This is a genomic window from Aminobacter sp. P9b (genome assembly GCF_045345995.1).
In the GTDB taxonomy this organism is placed as follows: Bacteria; Pseudomonadota; Alphaproteobacteria; order Rhizobiales; family Rhizobiaceae; genus Aminobacter; species Aminobacter niigataensis.
The window spans coordinates 3,687,969-3,701,604 of record NZ_CP150082.1; the positions used below are offsets into that span (position 1 = coordinate 3,687,969).

15 protein-coding genes are annotated in these 13,636 nt (G+C 62.2%); 10 read left to right on the plus strand and 5 right to left on the minus strand.

The features are described from left to right. Positions 1-28 precede the first annotated feature (28 nt). Together WHT83_RS18155 and WHT83_RS18160 are read left to right on the plus strand one after the other, a co-directional pair. Positions 29-1,249: an HAD family hydrolase gene (locus tag WHT83_RS18155; protein WP_406871957.1), complete on the plus strand. Its 1,221-nt coding sequence runs from the start codon at positions 29-31 to the stop codon at positions 1,247-1,249. A gap of 96 nt (positions 1,250-1,345) precedes the next feature. Continuing rightward, on the plus strand, positions 1,346-2,389 hold the full coding sequence (locus tag WHT83_RS18160; protein WP_406871958.1) for a serine protease: 1,044 nt from the start codon (positions 1,346-1,348) through the stop codon (positions 2,387-2,389). Between the two features lie 511 nt (positions 2,390-2,900). Here WHT83_RS18160 and istB read toward each other — a convergent pair. Both istB and istA read right to left on the minus strand, forming a co-directional pair. Further along, positions 2,901-3,713: an IS21-like element helper ATPase IstB gene (gene istB / locus WHT83_RS18165; RefSeq protein WP_315929025.1), complete on the minus strand. Its 813-nt coding sequence runs from the start codon at positions 3,711-3,713 to the stop codon at positions 2,901-2,903. Beyond that, positions 3,703-5,229, minus strand: a complete 1,527-nt coding sequence (gene istA, locus WHT83_RS18170; protein ID WP_315929027.1) for an IS21 family transposase — start codon at positions 5,227-5,229, stop codon at positions 3,703-3,705. Before istA ends, istB begins: the two co-directional genes overlap by 11 nt. 50 nt (positions 5,230-5,279) lie before the next feature. Here istA and WHT83_RS18175 point away from each other — a divergent pair, with 50 nt between their 5' ends. From WHT83_RS18175 to WHT83_RS18210, 8 genes are all read left to right on the plus strand, one after another. Beyond that, positions 5,280-5,879 (plus strand): succinylglutamate desuccinylase/aspartoacylase family protein, encoded by a 600-nt coding sequence (locus tag WHT83_RS18175; protein WP_406871959.1) that lies wholly within the window; start codon positions 5,280-5,282, stop codon positions 5,877-5,879. A gap of 177 nt (positions 5,880-6,056) precedes the next feature. Further along, complete coding sequence (locus WHT83_RS18180) at positions 6,057-6,830, plus strand: DNA -binding domain-containing protein (RefSeq protein ID WP_406871960.1); 774 nt, start codon at positions 6,057-6,059, stop codon at positions 6,828-6,830. Between the two features lie 152 nt (positions 6,831-6,982). Then, a complete protein-coding gene (locus WHT83_RS18185; protein ID WP_067965069.1) occupies positions 6,983-7,264 on the plus strand; it encodes an AlpA family transcriptional regulator in 282 nt (93 codons plus the stop codon). Positions 7,265-7,377: 113 nt separating this feature from the next. Beyond that, positions 7,378-8,163 carry a replication initiator protein A gene (locus tag WHT83_RS18190; RefSeq protein WP_406871961.1) on the plus strand — a complete coding sequence of 262 codons (786 nt, stop codon included), beginning with the start codon at positions 7,378-7,380 and terminating at the stop codon, positions 8,161-8,163. A gap of 211 nt (positions 8,164-8,374) precedes the next feature. After that, positions 8,375-8,845 carry a DUF2840 domain-containing protein gene (locus tag WHT83_RS18195; protein WP_406871962.1) on the plus strand — a complete coding sequence of 157 codons (471 nt, stop codon included), beginning with the start codon at positions 8,375-8,377 and terminating at the stop codon, positions 8,843-8,845. Then, on the plus strand, positions 8,842-9,387 hold the full coding sequence (locus tag WHT83_RS18200; RefSeq protein ID WP_406871963.1) for a S26 family signal peptidase: 546 nt from the start codon (positions 8,842-8,844) through the stop codon (positions 9,385-9,387). The genes WHT83_RS18195 and WHT83_RS18200 overlap by 4 nt, the downstream gene beginning before the upstream one ends. Positions 9,388-9,453: 66 nt before the next feature. Then, positions 9,454-9,789 carry a DUF736 domain-containing protein gene (locus WHT83_RS18205; protein WP_406871964.1) on the plus strand — a complete coding sequence of 112 codons (336 nt, stop codon included), beginning with the start codon at positions 9,454-9,456 and terminating at the stop codon, positions 9,787-9,789. Positions 9,790-9,792: 3 nt separating this feature from the next. Further along, positions 9,793-10,590: a lytic transglycosylase domain-containing protein gene (locus WHT83_RS18210; protein WP_406871965.1), complete on the plus strand. Its 798-nt coding sequence runs from the start codon at positions 9,793-9,795 to the stop codon at positions 10,588-10,590. Between the two features lie 106 nt (positions 10,591-10,696). Here WHT83_RS18210 and tnpC read toward each other — a convergent pair whose 3' ends face one another. From tnpC to tnpA, 3 genes are all read right to left on the minus strand, one after another. After that, a complete protein-coding gene (tnpC, locus tag WHT83_RS18215; RefSeq protein WP_406874010.1) occupies positions 10,697-12,223 on the minus strand; it encodes an IS66 family transposase in 1,527 nt (508 codons plus the stop codon). Between the two features lie 72 nt (positions 12,224-12,295). Continuing rightward, a complete protein-coding gene (tnpB, locus tag WHT83_RS18220; protein ID WP_214393463.1) occupies positions 12,296-12,649 on the minus strand; it encodes an IS66 family insertion sequence element accessory protein TnpB in 354 nt (117 codons plus the stop codon). Beyond that, a complete protein-coding gene (gene tnpA / locus WHT83_RS18225) occupies positions 12,646-13,542 on the minus strand; it encodes an IS66-like element accessory protein TnpA (protein WP_406871966.1) in 897 nt (298 codons plus the stop codon). Before tnpA ends, tnpB begins: the two co-directional genes overlap by 4 nt. Positions 13,543-13,636: the final 94 nt, after the last annotated feature.

Consider the following 13,636-nt stretch of genomic DNA (forward strand, 5'->3'; position numbering starts at 1 on the left):
AAAGGGCGCGATCTTCTCGCTGCACGACGTGCTGGCCAAGCAGGGTGGTGTCGACGCTGCCCTGCTCGCCGAGACATTCCGATTGCTGCGCTATCTCAAGAAGCGCGGCGTCGAGCCGGTGTTCGTCAGCAACAAGCAATGGACCGTGACCTACAGCAACACCGGCGTCACGAAATCGTTCAAGGACGTGCTTGAGGCTGAGCTTGGGCCGGTCGGCTATTACATCGGCGGTACCGATGGCATGCCATACAAACCCAAAGCAGCCGCGACCGACTTCATCCTAGAGAAGCAGGGCTGGAACCGGCGCGAGGTCGTGTTCATCGGAAACAGCGACATCGATATGAGGACCGCGAGCACCGGCCAGCTTATGTTCCTCAACGCGATTTGGCACGGCACCGCCAATCCCTATGGCTTCCAGTTCTTCTCCCCGCTCGACATAGCGCGGTTCCTCGACTGCCTTTGTCTAGGCCTCCACGACTGGTTCTGGGCGATCAACGATGGGCCGCTGCGCGTCTATGCGATGGCGCCCTTCTCCACTCTCTCCTCCCAATATCTCCAGGCTCATGCCTATTCTGCAAGCGCCCGCGCGACCTCGAAATACGGGATGGGCGACTCGACCTTCTGGGGCCGCCTGCTGGCGGCGCGCGTATATTTCTCCGGCCTGGTCGACGAGATCGACTACATTACCGCCTATCCTGGCCATGCGCCGGATTCGAAGCCGACGGTGATCGCTGACGCCCTGAACATACTCGGCGGATCGCTGCGCAAATCCTATCTGCCGGACCTGTTGATCCGGCACGACAAGGCGCAAAAATCGCAGGCAGCGCGTATCGCGGGTAAGAGCGTCGACGTTGTCAACCAGTTGACCACGATCCTGCTGAATGCCAGCCCACAGCGCGGCATGACCGGGAACGCGTACAGGTCGATGCCGGTCCGGTCGGGAAAGACCGTCTTGCTCGTCGACGATTTCTGCACCGAAGGACACTCATTCGAAGCCGGACGCGCTTTCATCAATGCAATGGGTGCCGCGACGATCTGCCTGAGCTGGTTGAAAACCATTAAGACCGACTATCGCGCCATCTCGCCACCCATCACGATCGCGAATCCGTACCAACCGACCGGCCCAGGCCCCACGCCGTCGACCAAGACCTACAGCTATCATGCCGCGATCGTCTCGCAGGCCGCGCAGATCGACCTTGCCGAGGTCCATGACCGCTATTTCAAATGGGCCTGGCCCGCCGATTGCTAGGATTCCTCGATGAACCCAGAACACGAAGCTTCCCCACCTGCACGACACTATAGCGCCAAGGAGCTTTACGCGCTCTACGGCGCGAGCCTGATCGCGGTGATCAGCGTCAACGCCGATGGCGATCAAGGCGTTGGCTCAGCCTTTCACGTCGGCGATGGCGTGTTCGTCACCGCGCGTCATGTCGTTGAAGGGATGGTGTCCTGCCATATCGAGCTCGACAGCTACCGACTGATGCGGCTCGCGGAAGACGCAACACGGGCCTTGGGATATGGGGAGCTTGCCCCTATGCCGATCAAGCCGCTGCCACATCCTAATCCCGACAAGGATGTGGCGGTGTTCTCCATGCCCAGCCTCGCAAGCCTGCCGGCCGTCCCATTGGGCGATCATCTCGACGATTGGATCACCGACCACGATTTCGTGCTGAACGAGGTGCTCGTTCTGGGTTTTCCGCCGATCCCGCTGTCGAAAAAGAATGTCCTATTCGCCACGCGGGCCCAGATCAACGCGGTGGTCGATCTGATAAATGTCGACCATGTGCATTTCATCGTCTCGGCGACGGCGCGTGGCGGCTTTAGCGGCGGAGTCGTGCTGTCCGAGTGGGGGGTCGCGCTGGGCATCGTGACCTCGAGCCTGCTCAAGAACGGCTTGCCCGAGGAACTGGGCTATCTCACCGTGCTGACCGTCGAACCCATTCTCGAATGCCTCGCTGCGCACGGCCTCTTGCCTGTCGCTCTCGCCTTGCAATGGGATGGCCTGTTCACAGCCAGCACTGAGCATTTCGGCGTGCCCGCGAAGAGCTGGGCGCATTCTTGGATTGAGACGGATCGCGACGGCCACCGCGCCAGGATATCATTTGCCACGCCGGACGAGGGCGCGCGGCAGCAGATGGCCGAGGCGCTGATCGCGCTCCCCGGCTTCGAGGGGGAAACCGAGCTGGTCGGCACAGCGAAGCATGTCTGGAACTATCACGGCGACTATGGGAAGTCGGAGGCGCCGCTCGAATATGCCCGAACCACGCTCACGGCGATCCTGCTTGCGCAGGGCTATCTGCCGGTCGATCGCCCCATCATTTCGACAGGCAGTCTCGACGAACCCGCCTTCGTCGACCTCCTTGGGAATATCGATTCCATTGAACAGTAGGTGGCACCGGCCTGGCGATCTCGACGGTGGCCCTATTCCAAGGCATCGATGTCCATCGACGCGTTCGCACCCTACTTTGCACGCTACCCTTCAGCTCTGATCAACGAAGGCAGATTTCCTTGGTCGCGCTGCTGACAGCCGTCAGGCGGCTAACGGCCCCGATCCAGACGGCCGGCAAGGCGCCCCATCTCGGTCGTTCGGGCAAATTTTGTCTTCACCCAGAAGCGGACGTTTGGGCTATTCGCGACCCGCTTAGGCCTGATCGCCGCCTAACAGGGTGCGCAGCGACCTTAGCTTTGCCAGCAGCTCATCAAACGCAATGACAGCAACCCCGGTCAATGCGTTGCGATAGAGCTCGAATGAACGTTTGAGCGGGGCTTCGGGGATCCTACCGATGACGAGCACGCCGCGGATGCCGAACGATTCGATCCGGTGCTCGGGGTTCAGGACTTTGAGTGTTGATTGCCACTGAGAACTGACCCGGCATTTCCACCGAGAATTGACCCGCCTATTAGGTATGTTTCGGGTCTGTGGCTTGGGTCAAGTTCCTGCCTTTCTCCTTTTTGCTTTTGGTCTCATGCGCCGAGCTGTTCTTGAAGCGGAAGCTGTCATTTCCGGTTTCGAGGATGTGGCAATGATGGGTGAGCCGGTCGAGCAGCGCGGTGGTCATCTTCGCGTCGCCGAAGACGCTGGCCCACTCGCTGAAGCTTAGGTTGGTGGTGATGATGACGCTGGTGCGCTCGTAGAGTTTGCTCAGCAGATGGAAGAGCAGCGCACCGCCGGACGCACTGAACGGCAGGTATCCCAGCTCGTCGAGAATGACGACATCGGAATGGACAAGGCGATTGGCGATCTGGCCAGAACGTCCCTGTGCTTTCTCCTGCTCCAACGCGTTGACCAGTTCCACGGTCGAGAAGAAGCGGACCCGTTTGTGATGATGTTCGATGGCCTGGACGCCGATCGCCGTGGCGATATGCGTCTTGCCCGTGCCGGGGCCGCCGACCAGAACGATGTTGTTGGCCTCGTCGAGGAACTCGCAGCGATGGAGCTGGCGCACGAGCGCCTCGTTGATCTCACTGCTGGCGAAGTCGAAGCCGTTCAGATCGCGGTAGGCTGGAAAGCGTGCGGTCTTGAGCTGATAGGCCGTCGATCGCACCTCTCGTTCCGCCGTCTCCGCCTTGAGAAGCTGTGACAGGATCGGAATGGCGCCCTCGAACGCCGGCGATCCCTGTTCGGTCAACTCGCCGACTGCCTGCGCCATGCCGTGCATCTTCAGTTGCCGCAGCATGATGACGATAGCGCCGCTTGCCGGATTATGACGCATGGCGGGCCTCCGTCTTTCTCAGGGCATCGTATCGTTCGACATTGGCCTTGGGCTCGTTGATGAGCGTTAGGGCCTGAGGCGCCTCGATGGTCGGTGGTGTGAAGGATTTGCCGTCGACAAGGCGATGTAGCAAGTTCAGCACATGCGTCTTGGTTGGAACGCCGGACTTCAGTGCCATATCGACCGCCGACAGAACGGCCTGTTCATCGTGCTGAAGCACGAGCGCCAGGATATCGACCATCTCGCGGTCGCCGCCCGGCTTCTTGAGCAAATACTGCTGCAGAGTCCGGAACGCGTCGGGAAGCTCGGCGAACGGTGCGCCGTTGCGAAGAGCGCCCGGCTTGCGCTGCACGACCGCCAGATAATGTCGCCAGTCGTAGATAGTCTGCCCCGGCCGATCATGGGAACGATCGATGACGCGCCGATGCTCGCAGACGATCTGACCTTCCGCGGCGACAACGACACGATCCGGGTAGACCCGCAGGCTCACCGGCCGGTTGGCAAAGGAAGCCGGGACGCTGTAGCGGTTGCGTTCCAGATGCACGAGGCAGGTGGGCGAGACCCGCTTGGTGTATTCTACAAAACCGTCGAAGAGCCGGGAAACTGGCATCAGAGCCTGAGCCTCCTCAGCCCAGATGTCGGCAATGGTGCCACGCATCTGACCATGCGGCGTCTGTGCCCATAGTTCCTTGCAGCGCTGCTCCAGCCATTCATTGAGTGCTGCCAGCGACGGAAAGCGCGGCGTGGGCTGCCAGAGGCGGTGACGCGCGTCCTGCACGTTCTTCTCGACCTGTCCCTTCTCCCAGCCAGAAGCCGGATTGCAGAACTCCGGCTCGAACAGATAGTGGCTGGCCATCGCCTGGAAACGGACATTGATGTCACGTTCCTTGCCACGTCCGACCTTGTCGATCGCCGTGCGCATATTGTCGTAGATGCCGCGACCCGGAATGCCACCAAAGACGCGGAATGCATGATTGTGGGCGTCAAACAGCATCTCATGCGTCTGCAGGAGGTAGGCCCGGACGATGAAGGCCCGGCTGTAGCTCAGCTTCGTATGCGCTACCTGGAGCTTGGTGCGCTCATTGCCGATGATCGCCCAGTCCTCCGACCAATCGAACTGGAAGGCTTCGCCCGGCTCGAACGCCAGGGGCACAAACGTCCCGCGGCCAGTAGTTTGCAACTCCCTCTGCCGATCCTCCCGCCATTCCCGAGCAAAAGCCGCCACGCGGTTATAGGAACCCTCATAGCCGAGGCTTATAAGGTCGGCATGCAACTGCTTCATCGTCCGCTTCTGCTTGCGGCCCTTCTTGGATTCCGTCTTCAGCCAGGCCGATAACCGATCCGCAAACGGGTCAAGTTTGCTCGGACGCTCCGGGACCTTGAACTTCGGCTCTACGCCGTCGGCACGGAGATACTTGCGGATGGTATTCCGGGATAGGCCAGTCCTGCGGCAAATCTCCCGGATCGATAGATGCTCTCGAAAATGCCAGCGTCGGATCACGCTCAATAACGCCATGTCGATCACTCCATAGCCCCCGCTGAAAACATGCGAGGGAGGGTTCAAACATGGGTCAATTCTCAATGGAAATATTGGGCTGCGCCGGGTCAGTTCTCAGTGGCAATCAACAACGCGTTGGCAAAACGGGAGCCGACACCGCAAGACTCATGGAACTCATGCAGGTCTTCGGCGCTCCCATCGGATCCATCAGCGACGGCAGCGGTGGCGGAGGGGCAACCACTCTTTCTGCAGTTGCCCAGGCTCTTGGCATTCCAACCCTCACAACCGAGTTGGGAGGAGGCGGCACCTTCTCAACCACTGGCGAGGCCATCGCCAGCCAAGGTACCTACCGCGTCCTCAAGCACATCGGCGTCTTGCCCAATGCCGAAACCAAATTGCCGCCGCCTGTCCGGCTGATGCAGGTCGCCGGGAGAGGCGCGTACACATATGCCCCCATTCACGGTATCTTCGAACCTGCTGTCGAACTCGGCGACCCTGTCGAAGCCGGCCAATCCGGAGGCTTCCTCTTTCCAGTCGAAGGTCTCCCCAGACAGCCTGAAGAAATCCGTTTCGCGCAGTCCGGCCTCGTCGCCTGCCGCCGTGCACCGGCCCTCGCCGCTCCCGGTGACTGCCTGTTCAAGCTTGTGACCGACGTCGGGGCCAATTGAGTGGCCAGCACATGACAAAGTCTCAACAGAAGACTTGGTGGTCGGGCGCCGACCTCATTCGACGGCCTGGGTAAGCGCACAGCCCATCAATCAGTTCCGGTCAATCCCGGTTTTCCGGGATTCTCTCTGCTTTTCCACTGCATTACGGGGATGGTCCGCAAATTTGCAGGAGGATGCATGAAGCCGGATTCGTCTGAGTGGCGCAGCTCGCAGGCCTACGATTTCATAAGCAACGTCACTCCGGATGCCCTCGCCTGGGAATTCCTCCGCCGCAATCCAGCCTACCAGCGCGAGTTTGCAGACATGCAGCAAATCAACGCCATGCTGAATCCCCTCCCCCGAATGAACTGCGGTCGCATTGGGGGCTTCGATTTTCCAGCAAATCCTGATCGTCCGGCAACCAAGCAGCCGGTTTACTGGACACCCGAGGTCGATCCGGGTGTTATCCTGCTCATCAACACGCCGCCGCTGCTGGCAGACGACGCGGACATCTTCGCTACTTTGCCGCCGGCGGCTTCAAAGCGTGACGAACTCGGTGAACACCTGCGTACCCTCTCGACAGCAAACAGCTGCCAGATCGCGCTGCTTTACGGCACCGACCCTGCGCAACCGCTGGCTGCGATAGTCCCCCTCGACGCAAAGGCCTCCGAACGACTGTCATCCCTGGACAGGTTCATCAGATCGTCCAAGGGTGGCAGAGTGCCTGATAAACGCCTGACGTCATCGCAACGCACTCGCCTCGGCCATATGCTTCGCGCTCTCGACGGCCGAATCGAGGGGGCTTCTCATTTCGACATAGCGCACGCCCTGTTCGGTCCCCGCTTCATCGTCGCTGAGGAATGGCAGGATTCGCCATTTCGTTACACAACGCTGCGCCTCATACGCGATGGCTACAAAATGATTGAAGGCGGATACCGCAAGCTACTGCGGTTCCGACGGCGCGACGCCTGAATGCCGGTGCCAAGTCCGGCAGCCGTATACCTGTCGGTGCGAAATAGGCTCCATCCATTTCGCACCTGAACAACGCCGGAGCCCTTCTCCATCATCGCCCTTGTCCGCCGCTGTATCCCTGCGGCTCTCACAAACGCGATGGAGATATCCCGATGAACGGTCGAAACGCCGGCTTGCCACCGCGCTTTCTGCGCACCAAGGAAGCGGCCACGTTTCTGAGCCTGTCGGCCAGGACGCTCGAAAAGCACCGCACCTACGGAACGGGCCCAGGCTATCGCAAACTCGGCGGGCGGGTCGTCTACTCCATCGACGATCTCCAGGCCTGGGCCAATCGCGGAGCCATGACCTCCACCTCCGACCCGAGGGGCACCGTCCTGCCCGCCAAGCGCCATTCCCTCATCCCGGCGGCACATGCCGGCCGATTGGCCCGCTGATCGCTCGGCCCTTCCCCTTGACGGCGCGTACTTGCCCACCTTCGGAGCGCGGACAGCTTGATCTGTTCCATGCGCTCCCCGGCGACTTTGCTCCCCGCGATGCACAGGATCTCATGGCCTATCCATTCTTTTCCCTCGCAAAGTCCAAACGGACAGCACCCATCGATTTCAAGGCCGGCGGCGTAACCATCCGGGTCGAAGCCGTGCCGGATCACGGCATGGCAACGATCTGGGACGCAGACATCCTGATCTGGGCGGCCAGCCAGATCGTCAACGCCCGCGATGCCGGACTCCGAACATCACGACTGATGGCTACGACGCCCTACGAGATCCTGACCTTTACCGGACGCGGCGTCAGCTCACGTGACTATCGGCGCCTGAAAGCTGCCCTCGATCGTCTCCAGTCCACCACGATCGCGACCTCCATCCGTCAGCCGGCCGAGGGCCGGCGCCATCGCTTCTCCTGGCTGAATGAATGGCAAGAGCGGACCGACCGGGATGGACGGCCGGTCGGCGTCGAACTGATCTTGCCGGATTGGTTCTATCGCGCCGTCCTCGACGACGCGCTCGTGCTCACCATCGATCGGGCCTATTTCGATCTGACCGGGGGCCTCGAGCGTTGGCTATACCGCATTGTCCGCAAGCATGGCGGACACCAGCAATTCGGCTGGAGGTTCGACTTCGCCCATCTGCACCACAAGTCCGGCAGCCTCTCGCCGCTCAAGCACTTCGCATACGACCTGCGCGACATTGCCCGACGACAACCGCTGCCTGGCTACCGCCTCGGCATCGAACTCCAGGTTGACGGACCCGATGTCCTCACCTTCGTCGCCACTAATCCTGCGGCCTCACCGCGCCCGGCCCGGAAACGACCAACGCGCTTCGGGGATAAGCTGTGAATACGCTCGTGCTATTGGGGACTGCCCCTATCGTGCCATCGGGGACCCGATCCTCGTGCTATCAGGGACCGGAGCTGACGATTCATCGCCGTCTTTCAGTGCCTTGTGGTCGGCGTAACGTCACTAACCCAGATTCTTTCAGAATCTTTCTAACGCACCCCTGCTGTCGCAAGGATGAGGACGACCACTCCACGCTGGTGGAGGGCGCGTCATGAACGTCGCGCTCCTCACTCATGTCGAGCTGACCTTTGTCGAGAAGAAGATCGAGTACTGGATCCGCTTCGGTCAGGCAGCGCACGAACAACGTATCGATCGCCGCCGTCGCCTCCTCTTCTTCCAGCCCGGCACGATCTTCGCCTTTGTCCGTTGGGCTTCCAATGACTTCGGCACAGTGATCTCAAGGATCGATATTGTTCAGGCGGTAGCACGCGGCAAAGCCTATCAGACGCTGCCTTTCGTCCGTCCAGGCGGCGATATCCTGCTCAAGATCGACAGCTGGCCTAAGGTCGAGCGCGTGCTTCAGGCCATAGATGCAATTGAACGTCTCGGCATCGATCCCGAAGCCGTATCGCCCGATCACTGGCGACACATCCATAACCGAATGACAGCCGGCCAAGAGCCACGGGCATACACGCTCGACCAGCATCGTGGCTTCCTTCAACGCTTGAGGGTGAAGCCATGAGCCGGCTCGGCATTGTCCTCACGACTGCACTCGCTACGATAAGCCTCGGCCATCCGGCGCTCGCGCCGATGCCGATCAGGCTGATCTGGAACGTTTCAGCCAGCGCACCGATCGGCCTCTACTCGGTCGATTTCAACAGCCCCCTCGAAGTCACGGATCTTGTCGCCGTCGATGCGCCGGAGCCGCTCGCGATTTTCCTCGCCGCGCGTCGCTATCTGCCGAAAGGCGTGCCGCTGCTCAAGCGTGTTCGCGCGGTCTCCGGGCAAACCGTCTGCCGTTCGAACGTCCTCATCACAGTCGACGGCATCGAGGCTGGCACAGCACTCGAGCACGATCGCGCGGGCCGTCCACTGCCGGCCTGGCGGGGATGCCTGCGCATCGCTACCGGCGAAATCTTCCTCATGAACTGGGAGGTCCGCGACAGCCTCGACGGCCGCTACTTCGGCCCCATGTCCATCGACCGCATCATCGGCCGCGCCATTCCTCTTTGGACCGACGAGGAAGGTGACGGCCGCTTCGAATGGCGCGCGTCAACGCGGTGAGCGCGCCAGCGGCGGCGTACCTCTCGCCGCCATCCCATCACCGCCGAACCAGCAAGGGAGTTAGCCATGCCACGGATAGGACTGTTCACGCGCGACGGAGACAGCTTCTCAGGACGTGTCCACACACTCACGCTCGACCTCGAACTCACCATCGTACCCGCCGAACCAGGCGATAGCGACAACACACCCGACTACCGCGTGCTGCGCGGTACCGATGACGGGCCGGAGGTCGGCGCGGGCTGGACACGCACCAGCGAGAAGGCCGGGGAGTATGTTTCGTTGCAGCTCGACGACCCGACCTTCCACGAACCGATCCGCGCACGCCTGTTCCGGGATAGTGACGACGCGACCTCATGGTCATTGCATTGGAGCCGTCCACGCGACCGCGGCGAGACGGCTTGAGCCATGCCCTGTGTCAACGTTCCCATCGCTTCTCGGCTGCGCCCAACGCTCAGCCGATCGGTCTCCGGACGGAGACGCCCGGTTCGCCGGTTCGCGCTCCATCTTCTTTCCGGCCTCCTTTTGACTGCCTGCCCGGTCGGCCCGTCCATCGCGCAAGCCAACGCGGTACAGCAATCGGCGCGCGCTGATCCTTATGCGGCCCACATCGCCGAAGCCTCACGACGCTTCGCAATTCCGGCTGCCTGGATACGCGCCGTCATAGGCAAGGAAAGTGCAGGCGATGCGCGCGCCGTGTCCAGCGCCGGCGCGCTTGGTCTGATGCAGATCATGCCTGGTACCTGGGAGGAGCTACGCGGTCGATGGCCGCTCGGACAGGACCCGTTCGATCCGCGCGACAACATCCTGGCGGGGACCGCGTATCTGCGTGAGATGCACGATCGCTTCGGATCGCCGGGTTTCCTCGCGGCGTATAATGCGGGCCCGGCACGCTACGAAGGCTATCTCGCCGGCCACCCTTTACCGGCCGAAACCCTTGCCTATGTCGCTACACTTTCCCCTCTGATCAACGGCGGTTCACTCACGGAGCGGGCGTCGACGCCGGTGGCACCTGGTGGCGCGGAAACGCTGCCGTGGCGCCGCTCGCCGCTCTTCGTTCGAGCCCCCGCCGGCACTGAGCCGACGTCGTCCGAGCGCGCCAATAGTGCAGCCGCGGAGCGCTCCGTTATGCCCGATGCCGTTGCCATTGCGCCGCGCTCGGACGGCCTCTTCGCCGCGCGCACCGGCATGGAAGACCCGTTTTGACTGTCGTCGCAGAATGGCGGTGTGTGGCGGGCATCCGGCAGCGCTGGGCAAGGTACGGCGTTAGTACTGGAGAAACGACGTATGCGTCCGGGGGCTGCACGTGATGTCAGCTCTTGACGGGATTTTGCGCTTTCCACGCCCATGGCAGGAGTTCGTCGAGGCCGCTGACGGGATGCCCATCGAGCATGCGCTGCAGTACGTCGGCGAGATAGGCGTAGGGCTCGACATCGTTGAGCTTGGCAGTTTCGGTGAGAGAGCAAATGATCGCCCAGCGGCCGCCGCCACCATCGCTGCCGGCGAACAGGTGGTTCTTGCGGCCGAGCGCAACGGGACGGATGGCCCGCTCGACCGGGTTGGTGTCGAGCTCGACGCGGCCATCGGTGAGGAATCGGGTCAGTCCGGGCCAACGCGACAGCGCATAGCGGATCGCTTCTGCAAGCGTGCTGCGTCCGGAGATGTGCTGGAGCTGCGCTTCCAGCCAGGCGTGGAAGGCGGCGACAACGGGTGTCGATCGCTGCAGCCGCGCCGCAAGCCTAAGGGCCGGCGACTGTCCGCGCACATCCGCCTCGATCGCATAGATTTCACCGATCCGGCGCAGCGCCTCAGTTGCCACGGGCGATCCGGTCGCTGCGATCACGTCATAGAACTTGCGCCTCGTATGCGCCCAGCAGGCGGCGAGAGCGATGTCGCCATTGGCAGCGAGTTGTTCGAAGCCGGCATAACCATCGACATGCAGCACACCCTTGAAGTGCTGAAGATGCGATACCGGGCGCTCGGCCTTTCGGTCCGGCGCAAACAGGTAGACTGCTGCCGGCGGCTCGGGTCCGGCCCAGGGGCGTTGTTCGCGGGCATAGACCCACAACCGTCCCGTCTTGGTCCGCCCACGGCCCGGATCGAGTACCGGCACCGGTGTGTCGTCGGCGAACAGATGGTTGGAGGCGAACACGTTCTTCACCAGCCGCTCGTGCAGAGCTTCCAACCACCAGCATGCGCCGCCGACCCATCCAGCCAGCGTCGAGCGCGCCAGATCGACACCGTGTCGGGCGAAGATCTGCGACTGCCGGTAGAGCGGCGTGTGATCGCAGTATTTGGAGACCAGCACCTGCGCCAGAAGTGCCGGCGTTGCCAATCCGCCGGCGATCAACCGCTCCGGCGCAGCCACTTGCACTACCGTCTCGCAGGCACGGCAGGCGTATTTCGGGCGCACGGTGCGTATGACGCGCAGCTGGGCCGGGATCCAGTCGAGCATCTCGCTCACGCTCTCGCCGATCGCATGAAGTGCGCCGCCACAGCACACACAATACGCTTCTTCGATGTCGAGCCGCACGTCCTCGCGTCGCAGATGATCGGGCAGTGGCTTGCGATGGGATGGCCGCTCCAACGGTGGATGGATGCTCGGTGTGCTCTCCCGGATGCGGGCGATGTCGGCATCGAGGTCTTCCAGTGCGAGCGCCAGCTGGTCGGGATCGAGGCGCTCGGAACGCCGGCCGAACTGCGCCCGCTGGAGCTTCTTGATAATCGATTGGAGGCGTTCGATCTCGCCATCGCGGCTCTCGACGGCCGCCGCCATATCGCGCAGCAGACGCTGCAAAAGTGCTGGATCGGACGGCAGATTGTCGAGGTCAATCAACATGATCGAATCTACCATGAACCGCTCAAAAACCCAAGGATTCCAGCGGTTTCCGTGTCGATCGGAGGACCGTTTTCAGCCGGCCAGCGCCGGTCTCCAGACACGCTCCGGCGCGCGCCAGTCGATGCCCTCGATCAGCATGGCAAGCTGTGCCGGCGTCAATGTGATCGAGCCGTCATAACCTGCCATACGTGGCCACACGAAGCTGCCCTGGTCGAGCCGCTTGGTGAACAGACACAGCCCGTTGCCGTCCCAGAACAGGATCTTGAGCAGCGACGCCTTCTTTCCCCGGAAGGCAAACAGATGACCCGAGAACGGGTCCTGCTTCAGCGTTGCCTGGACCAGCATGGCGAGCCCGTCGAGGCCCTTCCGCATGTCGGTGTGACCCAGCGCCAGATGCACCTTCACCCCCGCCGGAACGATCATCATGGGCTCACCCCTCCGCTGTCGATCCGTGCGCGCACCACATCGGGATCACACCCTTCCGGCGCGAACATGCGCCGCCCGTCAGGCAGATCGACGGCCATCATTCCGTCAGGCGGTTGCACGAACCTCTGCAGGGCCAGCGTCGCCGGCATGTCGTCAGGTAGCGTCACGGATGCGAGTTTTGCGCGCTTCCTCTGCGCCACGTCGAACTGCACGCGCCAGCGGAACAGCATCCCCGTGACGATCCCGTGCTTGCGCGCGACGGCCGAGACGCTCACGCCTGGCTGGTTGCTCTCCAGCGCGATGGCACGCTTTTCCTCGTCGCTGAAGAAGCGCCGGGCAACTTGCCGGGGCGGCGTCGGCCCATCCTTGGCGGCACCTGTCAACTCGCTTTCGGGCGCCGTTCCGTTAGCACTAGTGCTAACGGCCGGGCGGGCGGAGGGATGAAGATGCGCGCGCCAGTCGATCTCAACCTCGCCATCCTCCAAGCGGTCACGCCAACGGCGCAGCGCGTAGGGCGAAAGATGCAGTGCCGCGGCGTATTCGCGAACGCCCATGCCGCTCCAGTTCATCGCCTCGACATGCATTGCCCAGAACGCCCGGAGCGCACGATTGCGCACATCCGTGCTCACGCCAAAACGTTGGCGTTGACGGCGGCGCGGCCCTTTCTGGCGTTGTTGCGGACACGCTTCTCGGAGCAATTGTGCTTGCGATTCCGCATGTTTGCGCGCTGCTTCCTTGCCCATCAGGTGGTCAAGCCAGCGCTCGAACGTACGCCGGTTGAGACGGTGATGGCGGCAATAGGTTGTGCGCGCCAACCCGCTCTGACGCCACGCTTCGACGTGAACCACCCAGAAGGACTTGCGCGCCGTGTTCTCGAAATGTCTCAAATCCACCGGAGATCCTCCATGCTACGAAGGAACTCCACATGCTGCGATTTTGCACTACGCCAACGAGGTGTCAGGACCGGACGCTTACGAAACGACGTAT